The organism is Caenimonas sedimenti (assembly GCF_007833165.1).
GTDB lineage: Bacteria > Pseudomonadota > Gammaproteobacteria > Burkholderiales > Burkholderiaceae_C > Ramlibacter > Ramlibacter sedimenti.
Map to the genome: position 1 here is coordinate 297,656 of NZ_VOBQ01000008.1, position 21,129 is coordinate 318,784.

The following is a 21,129-nucleotide window of genomic DNA, read 5'->3' on the forward strand; positions in this document are numbered from 1 at the left end:
AAGCTGCGGCACTCTGCACGGCGCTTGGAAAGCGCCGGAACGGGTGTCGTCGGCCGTTAGTGCCATTGGGTGGGGATTTGCGCTCCGCGAACCGTCTGTCGGAAGAGTCACGCTTCTAGGGACGGTCTGATCAACTCGCAAACGCCCTCAACCTGATCGCGCGAACGTTGCAGGGGTTGATGATTTTTATAGTCCGGAGCCTCTTTGAGTGAGTTTTCGAGGCGCGGGTTTGCGCGCCTCGGTAGCCCGAGTCGGCCCAGACTTGCTTCTCTTTGCCGTGCAGCAAATCGGCCACTTGCTCCACAGCGGCCTCATTGGCAGCGGTGGTCGTGACCGTTGCACCAGGCCGCTGCCGGCATCCACACCGATTGCGCCTTCATGCCGAAGTGACACTGGTTTCCCTTCTTCGTCTGGTGCATCTCCGGGTCGCCGACTGGCACCGTGGAAGTCACTCGCGAAGATGCGAGGTCTGCTTCGAGATCCTCCTGTGATGCGGGCTCCAAGATCAAAGAGTTCGCAACACGCTTGACGACAACCAACGACAGAGCCGCCCAGACGGATACGTCGCATTGGTGGAACCACCCCGTCCAGCGACGGATTGTCTCCGGGGTCATCTTCAAGCTTCTTGGTTGCCAATTTGCCCTGCTCGATTCGTCGACATGCACTGTTCCGTGTCAGAAAGCCTAGGAGGTCGCCCCGCGCCTGCGATCGGCTCCGACGGCCATGAACTCAACGTCGTGATCGCCCACGTCGTCTGCGTTCCTAATACTCAGCCCGCGTTTAAGAATGGCCACATCCATCAAGAGATGGGGTTGGCCATCACGAAGCACCACGGGAGCCAGAAAGCACTCCTGAGCCTCTTCGTAGGCCTGCGCAAAGGCGTCCAGATGCACCGCAGTCTTGGCTGGCACCCGCATGATCCGACTGACAACGCCCGCAGCCTTTCCATCCCCGGGGAGATTCGAGGTGACCAAGATGGTGTAGTGGTGTGGCTCGGTCGGCGCCACGTTGCGGACGATGGCCACGTAGATGTCTTTGCCTTGGTCCGTCCCGAACCTCTCTTGCCAGCGCAGAAATATTCCCCGGGCGGCATCCTCGTCTTCGAAGATCAGGCCCAGGATCGGTGGCTCACCCGGTCCCAACAGAGAAAGACTCGCCCCGCGCCACCGGGCTTTCGCCCAGCGATGCTCGTCAATGACTGAATGGACGCGAACCTCGCGATGGTCACTGATTGCTGCATCGTCATCGGCCGATTCCGGGTCCGGCCCAAGCTCCGCGGGGGTGATGGTGAGCCGACGTTCCTTCGGGGGGTAGTCGCGAGTCACCAGGTGATCGAAACGCTCGATGCGGGCCACGCCCGACTTGAGCATGCGCTCTCGGCTGTTCGCCGAGAACACGATCATTGCGAAGCGGTCCAAGAACGACTCGTTCTTCTCCAGCTCGCCGATTGCCTCGGTGAGCTTGCCGGCCGAGCGGCACGTCACTGCCAGGATCGTGTACGCCAGGCCGAGCAGCTTCGGCTGGATGTCTTTCTGCCGGCTCACTTCGGTCAGAGCCAGACCGGCGGGCCACTGCAGCTTCGCGGCATAGGCAAACTCGTCGAGTTCGTATTCTGGATTCGCCACTGTCGAAGAGAGGCTGATGGTGACGGCAAAGGCTTCGGTATGGGCACACACCTTCGCCTGCAGCGCTGTGGCGAAGAGCGCTTCGACTGTCCCCACCACGGATTCGGCCACCTGCGCTTCCAAATCGGAGCCGCCGTGCAGCACTTCGAGCCGGATACCGAGGACACGCGTGAGTAGGGTTTGCTGCTCCCCTTGGCAGTTCAGAACATCCACCTCGCCGGGCGCGCAGGGCTGGGCGGCCATCAAGCTGAAGACCTGTGCAATGCGCTCAGGGGTGTAGTCCTTCGGTGCCCACCCTTCCTCAAGCAGGAGCTCTTCGTAGCCCAACACGTAGAGAAGGGCGTACCGACTCGTCGGCATCTCGAGCTGGGCTACGACATCGGGAAGTCGGGCCATTGCTTGTAGATTCGCCCGCTGCAGGCATGTGAACTGGCAAGCCAGGACATGATCCAGGCGATCCAGCTCCTGGACAAACCGCGGCTTGGACTCGTTGTCGAGAAGCTGCGCCGCGCCGCGCGCCAGGATCATCACTTCCAGCGCTTCTGGGAAGTAGCGCAACTCCAAGTCAATTGCGACGAGATACAAGAGAGCAGGGACTACTTGGGCAGTAGGTGGCTCGGCATCCTCCTCGGCCTCAATGAACATGGTTGCGATCGCGACGAGGACGTTGGCTCGCGCGGCCCAGATCAGCCCAATTTCTTGATAGGCCTGTGCCAGACGCATCAGGGCCTCGCGCTGCTCCTGCCGATATTCCTTCTTGGTCAGCTGGCGTGCCGCGCGCCCGAGAATGCGAATGATCTCCATCGGTTCGTCTAGTTGGCGCGACCGCTTGAGCAACATCACTGCGCCATTGGCTTCCCCCGTGCGCTCAGCAACAAAGGCAGCAGTCTTGTCGACCAAGGCGGAATAGCCAGCGTCACCTCCGGCAACCGCTCCCATCACGCTGATCAGCTCTGACAACCTGCCGCCGGAGAATTCCCCGAGGCCTCGCGCTTGATCGATCACCTCGGAGAACTTGGGCCACAAGGCCTCGAAGGCCTCGTCATCGCCCTGCATCTTGGCTTGGGCGCCCTGCAGCATCAGCAGGGAGACCCTGGCTTCCAAAGCGTTGTTCGGCAGCGCTCCATTGGCGGCAACAGCCTCGAGGCGTCCGAACAGGCGCGGGATGCGGTCGTCCAGCTGGATCTGTTCGGCATTCCGAAGGCCATGGATCACCATGTTGAAGAACAGCTGCGCGATATTGGCGAGGAATTCGAGATTCAGGGCGTAGGGCGAGTCGATGCCCAAGCGTTCCAGTTCCGTGTACTGGTCGATCACGAGGTCGAAGTCGTCGTACCACCAGAAGGCGGTCCAGATGGACTCGTAGAGAGCCTCCAAGTGCTGCCGATGCGTACCGTGCGAATTGGCGAGTCGAATGGCGCGGGCAAAACGCCCGTCAGTCTCCACGCGAGGCCGCTCCAGGCCGCGGGACATCTTGGCGGCGACCAATGCCTCCGTCGCCAGCTGCATCTTTCTGCCGGCAAAGTGATCAGGATCCGCGATCAGGTTTTCGATCTCCTCCAGTTGCTGCTCGCGCACGTAGTCCGTCGGCCCCAAACGCGCTGCCTTGGACACCCGCCCCGCGCCCAGGTAATTGACCGCCAGGTCGCGCCAGTCGTTCTCGATGATCTGCTCGACGATCCAGGCACGGTCATGGATGGTCACTTCCACCTTATGGGCCTCGCGCATCTCGTCCTGCACTTCCGCACGGTCCTTGGAGCGAGCGAACTGCGAGGTCACGCAGATGATCTGCACGTACGGCCGCTTGGTTCCCACCAAAGCGATCACGTCGTCACGCACCTTCTGGCGCCATCCCTCCTTCGCGCTGAACGCGAAGGCCCACCGCTGCTGACCCGCCTGAGGGGATCCGACGTACCACAAGGTGGAGATTTCCTCGGCCACAGGGAACGTCTCGGAATCTGCCTTCCCATCCCCTCCGCCCTCGGGACCGGTTGCAGGCCGCAGGTTGGGGCAGACGGCTCGCTCGCACAGCTTCCTGCAAAACACTTCGAACGCGTGGTGCTCATTGCGCGCCGTGATGGTCGACAGCCGATACTCGAGCTCGTCGCCTGTCAATTCATAGTGCGCCCTGGACGTGGTGTCGGAGTAGTACTCCGGCCGCAGTTGGCGCATGAACTGCGTGGGCGAAACGCCAGGCTGTGGTTCTTCTGGGTCCATGTGCTCGCGCTTTGACGACGATGGGCGTGCGAGGCTGCTAATCAGACGCCAAGGGGCATTATGGGCCGCATCGCACCCCTTTCCAACCTCTACCCGGTGCCGCCAGGAACGGTCCTGCGTGTTGGACGCGGGTTCTATGACCATGTGGCCTTACTGGGCGAGGTCGCATGGGGTGCCGAGCGACTTGTCCTGTCTTTCGGGCCCGATTCACGCGGCGCCTATTGGATCGGAGAGTTCCTGCCGATCCTGCACTCGCGCAAGTGTGATTGGGCGACGCGGCAGTGGCGGCCTCCAGGATGCGACACAGCACTCGGACATGCGGTTTCTCGCGATCGCCGCCGAAGGCTTCTACTGCTGCAGCATCAAAAGGGGCTCCCGATGCTTGGTCCTGGGCGATCGGAGCTCCAGTCCCTTAGCGAAGCAGCCCGCCCACCGAACTGAGCGCCGGTCCCGACGACTGGTGCAGGCTAAGGAAATTCCTGCGGAGGACGCCTGCAGGCCACGGATGTAGCCCGAAGGACGCCGCTCGCACACAACCTCGCGTTGCGCGCATCCTGGGATTCGGCCGCGGGCGACGGCTCTGCCCTTTTTTCCGGAGAAATCTCCTGTACCGATGCGGCGAGTGATCCCTGGGCGATGATGTCGGCCCGGATCTGCCGGGACGGATGGACGACTGTTAATCCGATGAGGCGCAAGTCGTTCACGGTTCCAGTAAGGCGCACGACGCCGGCCTGTCTGTTCAGCCCCTCACGCAGGTTGCCACGTGCCTTCTCGGACAGCGGCGCGACGTCGACGACCAGTCGACGCCGCAGTTCATCGCGAATCGTGTCGTGTGCGAACAGGTTCGCCAGCTTGACGAGCAGATTGTGCGTTTCGATGGTGAAGTCCAAGTCGGGCATCGTTACCGTCTGCTGCACGGCGTCGACGTGCGGTGTACCAACGAGAAAACCGGTCAGCTCGAAGTCTCGCAGCAAGCTGTACCTCCCGCGGATCTTCACACTCACCACGGCACGGGTGTCCACCGACGACACCGTGACCGAAGTGACGCGGATGGAATTGCCGTCCCCAAGGGGCACCGTCAATCCGTCACCGATTTGACCCTGCACCTGTGTGTCGATGTAGGCATGGTCCGCGAAGACCGGTAGTGGAACGTAGAACATGTTCCCGGGAAGCGCGGCCTCCAGCTTCGGGAGCGTCGACGTCGCGGCCTTCGGTTCGCTGCCCAGGGTCACCATGGGCAGTGCTTCCAAGGTGAGCGACACATCCATGCCGCGATCCGTGAATGTCGGCGTTGACGATGCTACGCGCGTGGGATTAATCGTCAGCCATTGGGATTCCCCAAGCTGAATTGGCATCGAGGCGTCCTTCCAAGCCTGCCGGACGCGGGCCTCAATAAGTAGTTCCTCAGATACTTTCGCGTTGATGCTGCCGAATTCTTTGGTGAGAGCATCCTTGAAGGCGTCGCGCACCCTGCCGGTCGCATTGAACTTTTCCACAAAGGGAATCACCACTTGGCAGCGGTCCAGCGGGTCGAGCCGGTCGATGGTCGGAGTGAGAGAAACTGACCACTCGGGCGTGAGCGCCAAGCCAGTCGACAGGGTCATGTCGATCCGTCGTAGCGACTCGCCGTTCTTGCCGCAGCTGCCATAGACAAGAGGCGTGTGGATCGGAGGCAATTGACATGCGCTGATGCGTAGGCGAGGCAAGCAGACAGGAAAGAAGGGCGTGCAAATGTGCCCGTCGACGACCGGGCACGGTATGGCCGGTGGGGTGACCCATTCTCTTCCGCGCGCTCCGATCCAATAGGAGAGGCGCGTGTCGATCGCGACGCGAGTTCCCTTCGGCGTGACTGTCGCCTTGTCGCGCGTCACGTTATAGCCAAGACTGATCCCGCCCTTCTGGTCCGCGCCGCCATCGACGGAGAAGTTGTATTCCTGCTCGCCCATCGACGAGGGGAGGGCCTCGTTCAGTGCCTTTTCCAGCAAGGGCGCCGCAACATTGATGCTGACTTGCACCACAGACACGGGTGGCGGCGGCGCAGGTGGAGCCATGCCTGCGGGTGGCTGCGGAGCTGCGAATTTCACCGTGCCGCAACCAGATACGGCCAACGCCATTGCGGTAGCCCAAACCATGTACTGCAACCTGCTCCAAAGTCGCGTAGTCATAGGTCCCCCTCACGGCCTCCAATTTCGATTATGGGCGGGTAGGGGCCGGGTGTCCAATTTGAGGAGCCTTGTCACTTCTGCGTTGTCCGCCGGTATATCGAAATCGACAGTGCCCGCACGCTTAAAGCGTTCACCACGACGATTGATGACCGACCGGTGACGTTTGTCTCGCGATTTTGGGGCAGGGTTCGGCTCGACGAGGGCTGAACTGATGGCCCGCAGTTCTCATTCCGGCACCGTGGCCCACCTCTAGAAGAGATCGCCGGACTGCGGCTTGACGTCCTTACCAGGCGGCTCGAGAGGCGACGCGGGCACACCGTCGATGTCGGGCCGCGGGACCGCGACTTTTCCCTTGCTTGCGCGCGGTGGCAGCGGCCTCGGCGCCGCAGCAAGCGGTCCCATCCACTGCCGGAAGTACCTCGGCGCTTCTTCCACCGCGCATGTCAGCCAAGCGTCGTAGTCTGCCGGGGCGAGCACGACCACCATCCGCTTCTCGTCACCTGGCTTGTGGAATCGCTTCATCAGCGGGTGATCGTCCGCGTTCACCGTGACTAGCGCGAAGCTCTCTCGCGTATTGCCCTCCGCATCACGCGACTTGCTGTAGACGCCTGCGATGCCCATGGGCGCGCCCGATTCCTGCTTGATCTCCCACCGGACGGGCACGCCGCTTTCGTAGTTCGGCTCGAAGATCACCTCGGACGGGACGATGCATCGCTGGCCCCTGCGCCACGCATCGCGAAAGCTGGGCAGGCTGTGGACTGTCTCGCTGCGTGCGTTGTACGTTCGGCGGCCATAGGCCACTTCCTTGCACCAATGGGGTAGGAGCCCGAAGTGGCCCTTGAACGCTTCGAGCTTGCCCTTCTCGTTCAGGCGAATGAAAGGCGCGACCCCTGTCGGCCAAGCTTCCGGAGGAAGCTCCGTCTTGAAGTCGCGTTCGATGCCAAACCATGTCAGCATGCGATCGCCCGCGGTGACCGGGATGTAGTTCGCGCACATGGCCAGCATCTTACTCAGCAGCACTCCGAGCTACACCGACGCGGCTCGTCTCGCTTCACAATGGCGATGGACCCACCAGCCCCGGCCGCCGTGAAGCCCAAAACGCCGTTCCCGATCACGATCCCTGCTCCGATGCACGCAACCGACGGCGGCCGTCCTTTCACGGACGAAGCGAACTGGGCGGTGGAGATCAAGTACGACGGGTATCGAACCATGGCAGGTATCGTCAAGGGTGAGGTCGAGCTGCGGACCAAGAACGGTGTGACCTGTAGTCACTGGTGGCCAGAGATCGTCGGCGCGCTCCAGAAGGTCCCAGGTGGGCCTCACGTCGTGGACGGTGAGGCTGCGGTCCTGGTCGACGGCCAGTCGGATTTCAACAAGACACACCGGCGGGCGGCGCGCCGCGGCTACGCGCCCGGCGATGACCTCGTCGTCTTTTGCGCCTTCGACATCCTCATCCACAAAGGGCGCGACGTCATGGGCTTGCCGTACACAAAGCGCAAAGAGCTCCTGTCGAAACTGCTCGTCGACGTGCCGGGCGTCCTGGTCGTCACCTACCTTCCTGCCAACGTCCAGCATTTCGCCACGCTCGTTGAAGGCTTCAAGCTGGAAGGTTTCGTCGCGAAAAAGTTGAACAGCCTGTACCTCCCCGGCATCAAGTCGCGCGATTGGTTGAAGATCAAGCGCAAGGGCTGGAACGAGGGCAGAAACTGGAAGAGCTGACCACCACGGGTCAACCACTGCAACAGCACGGGGCCTGCCCCAGTCGCCGCCTCCGGCCCGTCAACCACAATCTGAGCGTCGTGCGGTCACAGGAGCTCTCGCGCTCAATACTGCCGCGTGCTTGTTGGACGCACTATCAGTTCAGTTGAATCGCGAGAACGTCAAGCGAGGGAGAGAGCAGGCATGTGAAATTCACGGCCTTCAAGTCGGGGCCCGTCGCTTTGTAAAAAGCAGCACCACCGACTGCGATGTCGTACAGTTCGGCCTTCCGTCCCCCAATGACGAGCCCCGGGCGGTATTTCGGACTCCCCGACGCGATCTCCACCACGCTGCTGTATACGGCATGGTCGAAGCCCTCGCGATTGATCTTCACCGGTGCGGCAGTCAAGCAAACCTTGGCAGCGTCGGCGTTGCCCTTGGGTGTGTTGATAGCTGACGACTTAGGCGAATTTTGCAGTCGCCAAAAGGCCTGCGCGGGACTGGACGAGGCCGGCTCGTATCGGCCTGTGCCCTCTCGCAAATAGCACTCGACCAACTGCGGGCTCATGCCATCAATGGCGACGAAGGTCACATCCGGATGCCTGGCTCTAGCTGCAGCAACGTATTTCGAATCGATCTCGAAGGCAGCAGCCTTGCCCTTGGCCCGTGACAAGCACAACTTTTCTTTCTCAAGGTCGTTGCCAACTCTGTCACCTGGGACCATCTCCGCCCAAGACGCCATCGCAAAACAGGTCAACAAGACAATGGCCGCCAGACGCCGCATGGTGATCCTCGGTGATGTGAGCGAAATTGTATACACCGACGCACCACAGCGCGGGCAATTTTGCCGGTGCCAGATTTCGCGAAAACATGAACAATGCAAGCAAATGAGGAGCACGAACGATGAGAGTTTTTCCCGTGCTTCGCGAAGATGTTCATCAGGGTGTCGTGTGGCTGACACGTCCCGGCATGGCATCGCGCGAGGTAGTGAAGATCACCAACACCAGCAACAAGAAATCCATCCACGTGGAGGCGTTGAAGTTCGAGGAGAACTTTCTAAACGCATACAACCAACCTGGTCGGGCGAAGATCACCGACCCAGCCAACTCCTTGGTCATTGGAGGATGGCACCGCGCACTTCTCGGGGACCTGCCGACCAAGGAAGATGTGCCAATAGCCATCAAATCCAGCGGAGGATGGTGGGGGCGGTTTCAGGCTTGCGTCGATCACCCTCAAACAGTGGTCCGCGTGGCCGCATGGCTCAGTGCCATCGGCCTTGCCCTAGGGATACTCGGGGCCGTGCTTGGGGCGTTGCCATACATGTGGAACCCCGCGACGAACACCAGCACGACGCAGCACCGTGAATTGACAATGGCCGAACTGCCGAACGTACTGCTGTCTGCTTCGCTGCGGGACGGCTACTTGGCGGGCAAGTATTTCAATCAGACGCCGGACACCGTCATCACACACATCACAGTGGAAGCCGTCCCCCAGGAAGAGAAGAATCCCTTCAACGCTGCCGCTCCCCGATTCTTCGAGGTGGCAGCAGCCGCGCAGCCTCGCGCAATGTCTTCGCCGTTCGCGGCGGAGACGGGGCCACTCAATCCAGAGTTTCACACTCTGCGGGTGGTGGGAGCAAAGGGGTTCCGTCGATGAGGGCGGGCACGGCAACCTCCTCCGTGGGCCACAGGGACGTCGAACCGCACCAAAGATGATCGAGTCGGCTGGCAATCTAGGCGGCGCGGATGGCGGCAGTGAGGGCCGCCCATGCGTCGGGTGCCAGATTCCCCGGCGAAACGTAGGAGGCGCGCCGGTTCCTCACCCTGAAGCGGAGGGGGCTGGACGCTAAGGATTGCGCTTCAAGCCACAGTCGTTCGGAACGCATGACGACCATTACAGCCCCCCGAGCCGCGCACAGGCTAGCTGCCTCTAGGAGCAAGGCACGGCTTGGCAGGCGCAATGAGCTGTCAAATTTCTCGCTCGCCCAAGGAGTGAGCTGAAGGCAGGCAATGCTATTTGAGATTCGCTCGACCCCGAACTCCTCAATGAGCCATCTCAGACGGTCAGACCACCACTTGTTGAGGCCGGCGGGAGCTTCAGGATGCAGGCCGCTTAGGGGCCACCCGTTGCGTTTGAAGCCGTGATCTTCCGAAGATGAAGTCTTGTCGAATCCAGGATTCGACAGCAACAGAACAACAGCCGCATCATCGATGTTGCCTTCGTAAGCACTCGGTCCCATCTCGGGGTGGAGTTTGAACTCAGCCCGAGTCTTCGGTCGGCGGTTGTAAGCCGAGACCTTGACTTCATCGATGGAGCCGAGGTGTTCGGCAATCAGAAGGTCGGAGACAGCGGCCTGCGGCATATGACAGCCCTTAGGGTGGTTCCGGAGGTGCGCTTGCCGGCGTGTTCGCAGAGGCCCGGCGAATCAGGGCGCCCACTTACCCTGTTCACTGACCAGGACTTTCTGTCCTTGTTTCACCTCAAGGTGCCCCTCCTGCATCACGCGGTAGACGGTGCCGCTGTTGCGGAACTCATAGCCAAGAAATCTGTTGGGCGTCACTCCGTCGGCCGCCATGGTGTGTAAGGTCTTTCCTGTGAGGGTCAATGCGCTGCCCGTCTTTCGGCTCACCCCTACATATTTGGCATCGACACAGGAAATGACACCTTCCCCGCACCCGATGATGGTGACAACAAAACTCGGGGTGATCAGCACCTCTTGAGCGTGTCCGCTTGTGGCAAGCAGAACGAGGCAGCACAGGGATAGCCGTTTGATCATGGATTCTCCGAAGTTGGGCCGACGTGACTTCCATTCTGGCGGAGTAGCATTACACAAATTACAAAACCGGCCCGGGGAAACCCTTGGGCGTCCGAACCTGAGGGGCCAAATTGAAACTTGCTCAGCTCTTTATCCTGACGTTCGCCGTGCTGGCGGCCGGTTGCACCACAAAGCCAAGCGACGCGGAAATCCAGCAAGCTTTGGTCGCTCACCTCCCAGAGAAGCACAAGACTGTCCTGCAGGTCGACCAAGTTCAGAGCGAGAGCTCTGGCATGGGCGATGACCTTGTGGTGAAGTTTAAGGCCCGGGTGAGCACGCGGGAGCCGCTATACATGCCCGCTGACATGGCGCAGGCCGCCAAAGCAGCAGGGGCGGATCTGGAGGCGGTGGCGCGGCTTGAGGAGGCCCTCAAGACTTTAACCGCCGTGGCCAAGGAGCCATTGCAGGCAGACATTGAGCGGGCCACTTCAAGGCCTCAGTTCTTCCTGGTCGCCACACCCGCTCAGACCGGAATGGACTGGTACGGATCATTCAAGGCCAAGAAGGTCGTTGACAAGTGGATCACCTCCCAGTTTCAAGAGGATGTACCTTTGAAGTTGGACGGGCTGCCATCCGCAACCCTCCCAGCCGGGGCAGTGTTGCCTCAAGCGGCGGAGCAATGGTTTGCAGAGACTCGACGAGCACAGTTGGCGCTGCTTGCCCGCCTGGACGATGCAAAGCGGATCGCCCAGAAGGATGCGGAGCTGGCAGCTGCGCAGGCAGCAACGGAGCAAGCTCGCGCTGCGGCAGATCACGAACGCCAGCAGAAAGAGCAGCTTGCCAACACTATGGAGCGGCAAGCGCGGAGGCTGCCAATCTCCGTGAATGCGAGACAGTCGGCAATCGGCAAGGGGCAGGTCATGGTGCTTGAAACAAGGCAGCCAATCACTGTTCGCTTGGAAGTGCGTCGAGGAGCGCAGTCCTTCACTCGGGACCTCCAGTTGGCCCCGGGTCGCAAAATCGAAATTGGTCACCTTGAAGGCTGGGCTTTTGCATCAGGCGACCAGGTGCAGATCTCTAATCCGGGATTCGACCCGGCCAGGTTCACTGTTCGCTGAGATGAAAACACCTGGCGGTCCAGGTCGGCGCCTTAGGCGTTGGTCGTGACGACCGGGAGGCCGATTGCGGTGGCCGATGCCAGGTGCGGCAAACGCCGACAGGGCACGCCGACGGCGAGCTAGAGATCTACGAGGTGGTCACGCGGGCGGACGTTGTGAAAGCCAGGCGATGCCGCGTGCGAAATTGGCGACGCGAAGTCCCAACCACTTCAATGGCTCACAGAGCTGACGGCTGGCAGGGCGCTTGCCCGAGGCACGCGCTCGGGAGTCCCGTCCCACTCAGTACGGCACCGTATCGGGTGTGAGCGGCAGTTGGACGCCGACTTCTCCTGGGTGATCCGGGCTGTCGTAGAAGTACATGCCGCCTTCGCACATCAAGTCTTCACCGATGTCCCCGATCACTTCGAAGCCATCGTGGTTCGGCCAGACGCCGAGCTCCGCGTAGAGCGCCGCCAGTGCGGTCTCAAGCCTCTCGAAGAACGGGAGGAACCAGTGTTCTGTCAAGGCTTCGGCAACAGCCGGATCATCTCGCCAACTCTTTCCGAATCCGGCTGCGTTGCCCAGGTAGTACGCGGCGTGCTTCATCAGCCCGCCGTAGATCTCGCGGATCTCCCTGACGATCTGGCCGACTTGAGAATGCAACCGATAGGCCTTGATGCACTCATTGCCACGCTCTCGCGCGTCCGCCAGGTCATTGAGAAACGTCTCGCGGTAGTCGGCCTCAGGATTCTCGCCTCGCTTCGCTGACAAGGCGCAGGCTGCGTACTCGTCCCAAGAAGCCAGGATGACCTCGGAGCGCGCGCCCTGCTGGGCGTTCATATACTTGGTTCGCAGCAACGTGTCCGGGAAGCATCGGTCGTAGTGCGCGTTGACTTCAACGTGGGCGCACTCGTGGGCGAGCAACTGCATCGCGCGCTCGTAGCGATCCTCCTTGAGCATGCCAAAGAAGACCGCGGCATCCACAAACACATGGCTCTTGAGGACCCCATCACGCAAGACACTGGGTGTCATCGCCACACCGACCGTCCTCCCTCGGCTCGGAGCAAGTTCACGCGTTGCGCAGCCTCGATCGAGGGAGCGAAGCGCCTCTTCGTAGTCAATGGCTATCGTGACACCATCAAGCCGCTGGATATCAAAGTAGCGACCCATTTGCACGAAGAGCGCAGTCAGCTGTTCGCCCAATCCATCGGCGGCCTGCTGATCATCGAACCCCTGGACCTGTACGCGCAGGCCATCAGGGAAGGTGCTGGGCCGCGGAAGCGGCGCATCAGGATTCGTTTCCGGTTGGTTCAACGCTACGCCCCCATACTTGGCGCCTATTCCACGGGTACTCCTCCTCGGAGGAAATGCGCGCGGCGGCGGCGCCAGTTTACGGCCTTGTTTCGCGGACAGCATCCTGCTGTTTGGACGCGCCGGACTCTCAGGGATGACCGGGCGGTACGGTTGTTCCGCACCTGGCGGCCGGGTACAGTGTCACCGCTCCGCCGAGTGCGGAGGGAGGACGGGCGATGGCGGCAATGAAGACGATGGGCGCACGTGTGTGCGGCTGGGCGGCCGCGATTGCGCTCGGCGGCTGTTTCACCCTGCCCGCGCATGCTCAGAAGAAGGCACTTCCGTTCGAGGAGCTGCTCTACACCGGACGAGCGCTGCCCTTCTATGAACCGGCCAGTGGTGGCGGATTCCAGGCTCAGATTGAACAGGCGGTGCGCCGCTCGAACCTGGCGGAACGCATGGCACAGCTCGCGCACGGCATCCGATGGCGCACCAACTTGTCAGTGGGATTCGCATCCTGTGGGAGCCCCAACGCGAACTACCAGCCGGCGAGCTCGCGGCTGACGATCTGCTACGAGCTAATCGAGCAGATGGCAGTCTTTTGCGCGCGAGGACACCGACTTCGCCATGAAGCTCGATCGCAATCGGTTTTCGCAACTGATCGACGGCGCCGTCTGGGCGATCTTCCTGCACGAGTTGGCGCACGCGATGATCGACATCAACAGAATCCCGATCACGGGTCGCGAGGAGGACGTCGCCGACCAGTTCGCGCTGTTCTTCTCGGCGAAGTACCTCGAGCCGCGCGGCGTGCCCGTGGTGGTGCCGGCGGCGTGGTTCTTCCGCAACCTTGAGAAGCGCAGAGGAGAGGGGAACCTGCAGCGCCAGTTGGCTGACGAGCACAGCCTGGATGGCCAGCGAATCTACAACCTGGCGTGCTGGGCGCTCGGCGCCGAACCCGGCCGGGGGCAGTCGGCCGCGCGGTTCGTCGGTCTGCCGGTGGAGCGGGCCGAGCGTTGCGGTGCGGAGTATGCCCGGCTGGAGGAAGGCATGCGGGCCCGGTTCAAGAAGTACATCTCGTTTCGCTGAATCCTCTTCCTGGCCCGATCACCTCACAGGAGTTGACCTGCGAGCTGGCGCGCTCCGTCGAGCTCGTCTGCGCTGAGCGCGGAGGGATGTCGCAAGGCGTGCTGCACGGATAGCTTCGCGTCCGAAGTGCGCTGCATGCGGTGCTCAATTTGCGCTTTCAGGTACCACGCTCGGGCGTACTCAGGATCATGGGCCACAGCGCGCGCGAGTTCGGCGACGGCTTCTTCCCCCATCCCTTGCTGAACGAAGGCGGCGGCAAGGTTGTAGCGGATATGGGGCTGCGAGGGGATCAACTCGAGCGAACGCGAAAGATGCTCCTGCGCGCGTGCGAAGTCGCCACTGCGCAAGTAAGCAGTCCCAGCGCAGCGGTGGCTGAACGCATCGTCGGGATCGAGCTTGCAGGCTTGTGCATAAAGCCCACAGGCGCGCTGCGGGTCTCCAAACTCGTTGTGCCAGTCACCGAGCCTGCGATGCGCGAGGGCGCTTCGCGGGTCTAGGCTCACTGCCTTCTCGAAGTGAAGGCGTGAGCCTTCGAGGTCCTTCAAGTTCAGCAGCGCATTACCTTTGTTCACCAGCGCGACTGCCTTACCCTCGGCGCTTGGCTCACGCTCGGCGGCGGTGTCGAAAATCCCCAGCGCCTTGTGGGCGGGTCCGTGTTCACTTATGTAAATGGCTACTTCATTGAGAATCTCCACCTCTCCTCGATAGAGATGCAGGAGCCGAGCGTAGGCCGAACATTCCGCCGCGGAATCCCCGAGCTCGTGGGCAAGAGATGCAAACATCAGACCCGCCGAGACGCGCATCGGGTCCAGTGCGATCGCTGACTTCAGGGCTTCGAGCGCGGCGGTCGTGTCTTTTGTGGACCATAGCGTGCGAGCCCGAAACTCATGCGCGCCGGCGTGGTCGGGGACTTCCTTGAGCACCGCATCGAGCATAGACAGCGCCTCATCGTGGCGCCCGCTGCGACTGAGAGCCGACGCGAGCTGAATACGCGCCTCGGTGTTACGCGGGTGACGACCCAGGACGTCGTATAGAAGCTTTTCGGCGGCCTCCACGCGCTCCATGTGCAGCATCGCCTTGGCCATGCCAATCGCGGGCGCGTCTGCCGTCGGATCAAGTTCATGGGCTGCCTGAAAATCGCGCAAGCCACGGACTGTGTCGCTCATTTCCAGATGGGTGTCGCCGCGCGCAATGAGCGCGGCAGCCGAGTCGGCCTGGAACTCGACGGCTTTGTTTAGGATCTTGAGCGCCCTGCCACGGCGCCCAAGCGCAGCAAAGGCACGCGCGCGGGAGACGTGATCCTCCACCGTACCTCGAAACCCTGGAGCAACGATGAAGTCCATCGCGCGAAAGCCCTGGTGCTTGGCCACGGCTTTGAGGTCTTCGCGCAGGGCGGAGAAGTTCGGATAGCGACGCGCTGGGTCCGCCGCAAGACAGCGGCAGATGATGTCGAAATAGGGGGAATCGATGCGACGAATGCGGCGTGCGAACGCCTCGCGCCAAGCTTGTTCCTGGTAGGCCTGCACGTTGCCGCTAAATTTCACTTCGAACGGCAGCTCGAGCGACCGAGCAGCGAGTTGCCACAGCGTCACTCCGAAGCTGAACATGTCGCTTTTGGGTCCGGCCTTCTCACCGGTCGCGAGCTCAGGCGCGATGTAGCCGGGTGTGCCACACGTTGCCCGGCCGTCGGCCGAGTGCAGTTCCTGCAACTTGAGCACGTCCGCAGACGGTCGTCCGGAGGAGGAAACATGGCCGGCAGCGGCGAGTACCAAGCCGAAGTCCGATATCTTCAGGAACGGGGAGGCTCCGACGAGCAAGTTGGATGGCTTGATGTCCCGGTGAGCGTGAATGCCATGCGACAGGGCATGTTCCATTCCCACGCAAAACTGAACCGCCCACATTCCCAGGATGTTGTCGGTGTAGTCGTTCGTGCGACGGATGTAGTCTTCCAGCGAAGTGCACCCGTTCTCGGGGGCGACGTATTGCAGGATGAGAACCGTGTCTCGCCCACGCTCGTGCAGTTCGTGCAAGCGCACCACGAAGGGGTGGCTTCCGAGGTCCAGCATTGCCATGGCCTCGCGACGGAAGGCCAGCAGGTCACCGACGCTGGCTTGCGCGCTTGCGCGCATAACCTTCGCCGCACGCACCTCGCCAGTCGCCATGTCTTCGGACAGGTACACCTCACCCATGCCGCCGCGCCCGAGAAGCTTGCGCACAACGTAGTGGCCGGCCAGAGGCTCACCCGGTTGCAATACCATCTCTTGCGGCCTAGGCGCGGGCGTTTCGTCCCGTGCTGGTCCGCGCCCGAAGATCTGCTGCAGGATGCCCATTGGCCCGATTTTGCAGCAACTGGGCGTACATCACCGATCGATCAAGGCGGACCGGGAAGTAGCCCATCGCATCACGGTACGACTGGAGTGGTGCGTGGCGGAAGGCAAAGTGTGTATGGCTGATGGATCAAGGCGGCACCTCTCGGTAGACTCGGGCTAACACAGGAGGGCTCCATGTCGAAGATCTACATCCAGATCCTGGCAGGTCTTACCGTCGCCGCCGGCGCGGCTGCCGCGTTGGCGCAGAACACTGTCGCCGCCAAATTCGCAGGCGCGACTGTGAACCTGGTGATTCCCAAGGGCCACTGCGTCATTCCGCGCGAGGATCAGCTGGGGGCCCTGCACTATAAGCTGCAAGAAGATGGCAATCAGGGCCGAAATCAAGTGGCCATCCTCTTTGCTGATTGCGCCGAATGGGCTCAGCGTAAGGCCAATCCCGCCCTGCTTCTGAACCACCACGGTAACTACCTCTTTCAGCTCACTCAGGGTCAGGAGCGCCTTCTTCCGGTCACCGCCACCCGGGCCGATATTGTCAAAATCTACTTAGACCACGAGCTGAAGTCGGGTGGCGCGAACAACCAGGACATCAGCGAGCGCCTGAAAGAGAAAATCGCGAAGTCCAGCGTCCCGTCGCCAGAGTTGCAAGGCAACGTGAACCTTGGCCTCATCGATCGCGATGAGCGGGCGGCTTACATGGGCGTGGGCGGAACCTTCAACTACGACGGAAAGCCTGTCCGATTTGTGGGCGTAACGGGCGCCACCACCACCCGAGCAGTACCGACAACTATCAACCTGTACGGCCCAGCGGCCAGCGGAAATCCATTCCGGGAGTTGCTTGCCCAGCAGCGGGAGTTGGTGCGACGGTTCGTGGCGGCCAACGAGTAGGTCGCTCTCGACGGACGGTTGGTCGCGGTTCTTGTTCCTCTTTCGACGCCGGTTCGAGATCCTGAACGCTGGAGCGCGCTCCGACCAGCACGGCGAGATCTCAGTGCCCATCCGTGTGGCGAAGGAGATCCAGGCGATCGACAAGGAAGCAATGCGGCTTCAGCGCCGCCTGGACGCTCGGTATCCGGCAGACGAGGTCTAGCGAATCCGGTCAACGCGTTCGAGCGTCAACTCCAGTCGCAGTTCGTTGTCCGAGGTGCTCAGTAGCGCCACAACGGTTGGCACGCCAAGGTGAAGTGCCACCTCCTGGGACGCACTTGCGCGCTGCAGTACCGGCATTTGCACCACGCCAAGTTCCGATGCAGTCTCCCCCATCGTCACGAGATCGGTCGCCGTGAATTCCACCCGTGCCCGGTGAGGACCGTCCCGCGTTGTTGGCTCGGGGGTGATCCGCAGGACCTGGCCCAGATCGATCGTGCCTGTGCCAACCATGATCCTGCCGTCGGTTCCTCGCTTCAGCGAAGAGATATAGGACGCCTCCTTGGTGGACGCGGCTGGGCTCGTGCTGCCGGCGACAGCGCTCATGCTCACTTTCCACTCGACACTCTGTGGACCTCGGAAAAGGCGTGCGGTGTACCAGTGTGTCTCGACGTTTCCGTTGACCGCGTACGCAGACTCTGCGTGAGCCGCCGCAAAATTGAGGGTGAGGAAAAGAACAGCGAGAAGACGTCGCATCATGGTTCCTAGGGCAGTGAGTTCAATTCGAATGCGCCAAGGGTTTCTCTGCAATCGAGGCGCCTCCGCGAAGGACTCGCGCGGAGTACCCCATATTCCCTCACAGGGCCAGGAGCCCCAACGCGCTCAAAGGGCGGTTGGTGGTGCGTTGAGCGAGGCGCCACCGCTCTGGGACGCGCTCACCCGGCATTTGACGGATCACTCGATTGGCTTGAGGCCTTCGCCACGCCGACTGCGTCTCTCCTCACCAAATGGGACGTAGAAGACGTCGAAGGTGAAGCCTTTGGCGTCCGCACCTTCGTTGCTCTGAATTGCCCCCAACTTGATGAACTGCTGGCTGTCTGACCGGATCCAGCAATCCACCTCTTGGGTCGCCGTCCTGTCTCGCGGAATGCGGATATCGGGCCGTCGACAATCGCGGCTGAGTTCCGGGCGCCCGTCAACCTCCATACGCGTGTTCATGGTGGACCTGCCGCCATTCCCATAGGCGTGTGAATAGATCACGACCCGGTAATTGCCTGGCTGATTGGCCCACAACGCGCATTCCAGCTCAGAGCAGCTCTTTTGGCGGCAGCTAAGGTGCCGGACTTCGCGCCACTCTTCCTCCTTGCACGAAGGAGGCGGGGACTCCGGCGGGTCTGGCCGGGCCGGCCTCGAGACATCTGGGAACTGCCCTGGGCCAGTCGCGCCCGAGCAGGTACATGGCTCGCAAGTGATCGAGCCGCATCGCTGGCCAGTCGTGGTCATCGGCTGTGTGCAAGTCAGCTGCGTCTTCGTTGGTGTCCCACGCGAACACGAACAAGATCTGTATGTCGTCTCACTTGGGCCGTTGCAGTGCAGCTGCGCAAGAGCAGTCCCGAATGGAGCCAGTAGTGCCACGAGGAAGAGCGCAAGTCGGACCACGATGTACCTCCCGGCGAGCACTTTGCCCTACCCTTGGAACATCGTCAATTCTGGAGAATTGTGGGTAGGCTTGGCGGCATGTAGTCGAGAAGCAGCCAAGCCGTGGAGCCCACCAGCGCAGCTACAACAAGTACCAGGGCACCGGTAGCCGCGGACGGCGCTTGCAGGTCCATGCACCACAGCACAACGGTCGCGACCCGTCGGACGGTATCGTTGTTGGCTCCCAGAAGCACGAGGCCAGCGATGAACCCGTAGGTGCACCCAGCGAAAAGGCATGCTGCGCCATGAGTGCATGCGGCGATTTGCTCGTTCGACCAGCTCCTAGACTGCATCGGGCGCACTACCCGCCGATCACAGAATCCAGCGCACTCGTGATGTCGTCGCGGCGCACGATCACCTTCTCCTCTCGTCGTGCGATCGCACGATTGAGCGCATGCTGGGCCACCGCCTCGGCATTGGCAATGCTCTGATCCACCAGCATCGCGGCCACCTCGCCAGACCCGATGCCAGGCTCGAGTTGCACACTGCGCTTGGCGAACCACGCCACAAGATGCCGCGCCAAGTCTTCCGCACTCGGAAGATCGAAGCGGACTTTCTCAGTGAAGCGCCCGCCACGCAGCAGCGCCGGATCGATCTGTTCGGGATTGTTGGTGGCCGCGATCCACACGACATCCGCCACGCGATCGCCGACGCCATCCATGAGGGTCAGCAGTTTGTTCGTCGCCTCAGTCGCCGGCGAGAACTCGCGGCTCCGCAGCAGCTCGTCGGCCTCATCGATGAAGATCACCGTTGGGCGCAGATCCTGCGCCTTCGCGTACAGCGCCTCCAGGCGTTTCGGATCGCGCGCGAGATCGGCGCCGGTCGCGGGCAGGAACGCCCAGCCGACCTTCCTGGCTAGTGCCTTGCAGGCAGCGGTCTTGCCGGTGCCAGGAGGGCCGTAAAACAGCACCCCGGTCGGAAGCGTGCCGCCGTGCTTCTCTGTATGTTCCGGATCGGCCATGCGGCCCACGACCTGGTCCAGCATGTCCCGCGTCCGGGGGCTGAACACCAGGTCTTCCAGAGGCCGGACGTTCTCTGGAACCGATCCACGCTGCCCCTGCAGCTGCCGCAGGGCACCCATGAAGTCCTCAAAGCCAGCCTCGCTGCTGCCGCCCTGCCCACGCAGGTAGTCGGACAACTCCTCCGTCACCGCCAATATCCGCTTCGACGAAAAGCCGTTCCAGCGCTTCGCGACCGACACGAGCACGGCTTCGTCCACGCGTACGCTCGGCGCATTGCTCTTGAGGCCCTTGCGCAGCAAGCCGATGCGGGCCGGCTCGTCGGGCGGCGTGATCTCCACCTTGTAGTCAAACCTTCCTTCGCGAACGCCGGCGCCGTCAAGCCGGTCGATGTGGTTGGTCGCGGCAATCAAGATCACGCGCGCTTCACGGATGTCGACCATCAACGTGAGGAGTGCGTTCACGACATCGCGGTCCTCCTTCGTCGAATTGGCACCGCCGTCCCTCGACTCAAGGAAGCTATCCACTTCGTCAACGAACAGGACGCACGGCTGCATCCTCCGCGCCTGGGCAAAGGCACCCCGCACTAACGAGGTCCGTTCGCCCACCCATTTGGAGGCGACGTCGGCGGCCGACAACTGAAGGAAGGGAAGCTTCAGCTCACCCGCAAGCGCCTCTGCAAAGACCGTCTTGCCATTGCCAGGCAGCCCATGCAGGAGAATGCCATTGCGCGGCTTGGTGTCCTTCTTCCGATTGACGATTGCCGTCGAAGCATCCTTCAGGCGCTGCTTGATTGCCTCGTTGCCGTAGATCGACGCAAAGGTCGTCGTCGGGTGGCTGACCCGAGCCGGTTCTTCGGGCGGCTCGCCAGCGTCGGGAATGGCCTGCTTCGCCCGCTCGCGATCCGAACGCTCGCTCTTTAAGAACCCCCAATGCACGGCCCACGTGCCGACTCCACTGACCACGAAGAGTCCCACGAGCGGAACGTAGCTCGCGTTCGCCACGGGGCCGATCTGCCACCACAAGAACAGCACAAGCGCGCTGAATCCGAAGAACCACGGTCCGTAGTATTCCAAGACGAACGCACCGTCCCCGGCGCCTCGCCGAACAGCCTTCACCACAAGGCCGGCAACCATGCTCAGCAAAGACAGGGCGATGATCACAATCACCGGCGTGGCCTCAGCGCTCATGACCGGGTAGTAGTGATAGAGCAAGGGAATCTTGTTCAGCGCCTTGTAGCCGACGACGGCGACCCACCAATAGAACATCGCGTGCACGATCAGCACGGTCACGATGACCATCTTCTCCCGAAACCAATTGACCATTCGATATCTCCTACGGT

Annotated in this window: 16 protein-coding genes and 2 pseudogenes; 6 read left to right on the forward strand and 12 right to left on the reverse strand. The window is 61.8% G+C overall.

Annotation, left to right across the window (positions count from 1 at the left end; all coding sequences use genetic code 11):
- Positions 1 to 223 precede the first annotated feature (223 nt).
- The 4 genes and pseudogenes from FN976_RS11035 to FN976_RS11050 all read right to left on the reverse strand — a co-directional run.
- Positions 224 to 428 (reverse strand): annotated as a pseudogene (locus FN976_RS11035) (transposase); the annotation flags it as partial.
- 255 nt (positions 429 to 683) lie between these two features.
- Positions 684 to 3,842 carry a hypothetical protein gene (locus tag FN976_RS11040; protein WP_222432799.1) on the reverse strand — a complete coding sequence of 1,053 codons (3,159 nt, stop codon included), beginning with the start codon at positions 3,840 to 3,842 and terminating at the stop codon, positions 684 to 686.
- Between the two features lie 467 nt (positions 3,843 to 4,309).
- Positions 4,310 to 5,857: a DUF4403 family protein gene (locus FN976_RS11045; protein WP_186510831.1), complete on the reverse strand. Its 1,548-nt coding sequence runs from the start codon at positions 5,855 to 5,857 to the stop codon at positions 4,310 to 4,312.
- Between the two features lie 399 nt (positions 5,858 to 6,256).
- Positions 6,257 to 7,003, reverse strand: coding sequence for an SOS response-associated peptidase (locus FN976_RS11050; RefSeq protein WP_186510832.1), 747 nt, complete (start codon positions 7,001 to 7,003; stop codon positions 6,257 to 6,259).
- 132 nt (positions 7,004 to 7,135) lie between these two features.
- Between FN976_RS11050 and FN976_RS11055 the strand changes: the two genes are divergently transcribed.
- Complete coding sequence (locus FN976_RS11055; RefSeq protein ID WP_222432800.1) at positions 7,136 to 7,726, forward strand: ATP-dependent DNA ligase; 591 nt, start codon at positions 7,136 to 7,138, stop codon at positions 7,724 to 7,726.
- Between the two features lie 136 nt (positions 7,727 to 7,862).
- On the opposite strand, the gene FN976_RS11060 is transcribed toward FN976_RS11055, so the two are convergent.
- Positions 7,863 to 8,489, reverse strand: a complete 627-nt coding sequence (locus FN976_RS11060; protein WP_145893058.1) for a hypothetical protein — start codon at positions 8,487 to 8,489, stop codon at positions 7,863 to 7,865.
- A gap of 119 nt (positions 8,490 to 8,608) precedes the next feature.
- On the opposite strand from FN976_RS11060, the gene FN976_RS11065 reads away from it, so the two are divergent.
- Positions 8,609 to 9,361: a hypothetical protein gene (locus FN976_RS11065; RefSeq protein ID WP_145893059.1), complete on the forward strand. Its 753-nt coding sequence runs from the start codon at positions 8,609 to 8,611 to the stop codon at positions 9,359 to 9,361.
- A 76-nt stretch (positions 9,362 to 9,437) separates the two neighbouring features.
- Here the strand turns inward: FN976_RS11065 and FN976_RS11070 are convergent, their stop codons facing one another.
- Positions 9,438 to 10,067: a hypothetical protein gene (locus tag FN976_RS11070; protein ID WP_145893060.1), complete on the reverse strand. Its 630-nt coding sequence runs from the start codon at positions 10,065 to 10,067 to the stop codon at positions 9,438 to 9,440.
- A gap of 63 nt (positions 10,068 to 10,130) precedes the next feature.
- Complete coding sequence (locus FN976_RS11075; protein ID WP_145893061.1) at positions 10,131 to 10,481, reverse strand: hypothetical protein; 351 nt, start codon at positions 10,479 to 10,481, stop codon at positions 10,131 to 10,133.
- Positions 10,482 to 10,591: 110 nt separating this feature from the next.
- Between FN976_RS11075 and FN976_RS11080 the strand changes: the two genes are divergently transcribed.
- Positions 10,592 to 11,578 (forward strand): hypothetical protein, encoded by a 987-nt coding sequence (locus FN976_RS11080; RefSeq protein WP_145893062.1) that lies wholly within the window; start codon positions 10,592 to 10,594, stop codon positions 11,576 to 11,578.
- A 279-nt stretch (positions 11,579 to 11,857) separates the two neighbouring features.
- Here the strand turns inward: FN976_RS11080 and FN976_RS11085 are convergent, their stop codons facing one another.
- On the reverse strand, positions 11,858 to 12,871 hold the full coding sequence (locus FN976_RS11085) for a hypothetical protein (RefSeq protein ID WP_145893063.1): 1,014 nt from the start codon (positions 12,869 to 12,871) through the stop codon (positions 11,858 to 11,860).
- A gap of 437 nt (positions 12,872 to 13,308) precedes the next feature.
- On the opposite strand from FN976_RS11085, the pseudogene FN976_RS29780 reads away from it, so the two are divergent.
- Positions 13,309 to 13,422 (forward strand): annotated as a pseudogene (locus tag FN976_RS29780) (hypothetical protein); the annotation flags it as partial.
- A 55-nt stretch (positions 13,423 to 13,477) separates the two neighbouring features.
- A complete protein-coding gene (locus FN976_RS29435; RefSeq protein ID WP_255440313.1) occupies positions 13,478 to 13,936 on the forward strand; it encodes a DUF4344 domain-containing metallopeptidase in 459 nt (152 codons plus the stop codon).
- 23 nt (positions 13,937 to 13,959) lie between these two features.
- On the opposite strand, the gene FN976_RS11100 is transcribed toward FN976_RS29435, so the two are convergent.
- The gene (locus FN976_RS11100) at positions 13,960 to 16,266 is read right to left on the reverse strand and encodes a protein kinase domain-containing protein (protein WP_145893066.1); all 2,307 of its coding nucleotides are present in this window, start codon (positions 16,264 to 16,266) and stop codon (positions 13,960 to 13,962) included.
- Positions 16,267 to 16,440: 174 nt separating this feature from the next.
- Between FN976_RS11100 and FN976_RS11105 the strand changes: the two genes are divergently transcribed.
- Positions 16,441 to 17,151 carry a hypothetical protein gene (locus tag FN976_RS11105; RefSeq protein WP_145893067.1) on the forward strand — a complete coding sequence of 237 codons (711 nt, stop codon included), beginning with the start codon at positions 16,441 to 16,443 and terminating at the stop codon, positions 17,149 to 17,151.
- 198 nt (positions 17,152 to 17,349) lie between these two features.
- On the opposite strand, the gene FN976_RS11110 is transcribed toward FN976_RS11105, so the two are convergent.
- From FN976_RS11110 to FN976_RS11120, 3 genes are all read right to left on the reverse strand, one after another.
- The gene (locus FN976_RS11110; protein WP_145893068.1) at positions 17,350 to 17,736 is read right to left on the reverse strand and encodes a hypothetical protein; all 387 of its coding nucleotides are present in this window, start codon (positions 17,734 to 17,736) and stop codon (positions 17,350 to 17,352) included.
- 348 nt (positions 17,737 to 18,084) lie between these two features.
- Positions 18,085 to 18,348: a hypothetical protein gene (locus tag FN976_RS11115; protein ID WP_145893069.1), complete on the reverse strand. Its 264-nt coding sequence runs from the start codon at positions 18,346 to 18,348 to the stop codon at positions 18,085 to 18,087.
- 781 nt (positions 18,349 to 19,129) lie between these two features.
- Complete coding sequence (locus FN976_RS11120) at positions 19,130 to 21,112, reverse strand: ATP-binding protein (RefSeq protein WP_145893070.1); 1,983 nt, start codon at positions 21,110 to 21,112, stop codon at positions 19,130 to 19,132.
- Between the last annotated feature and the right edge of the window lie 17 nt (positions 21,113 to 21,129).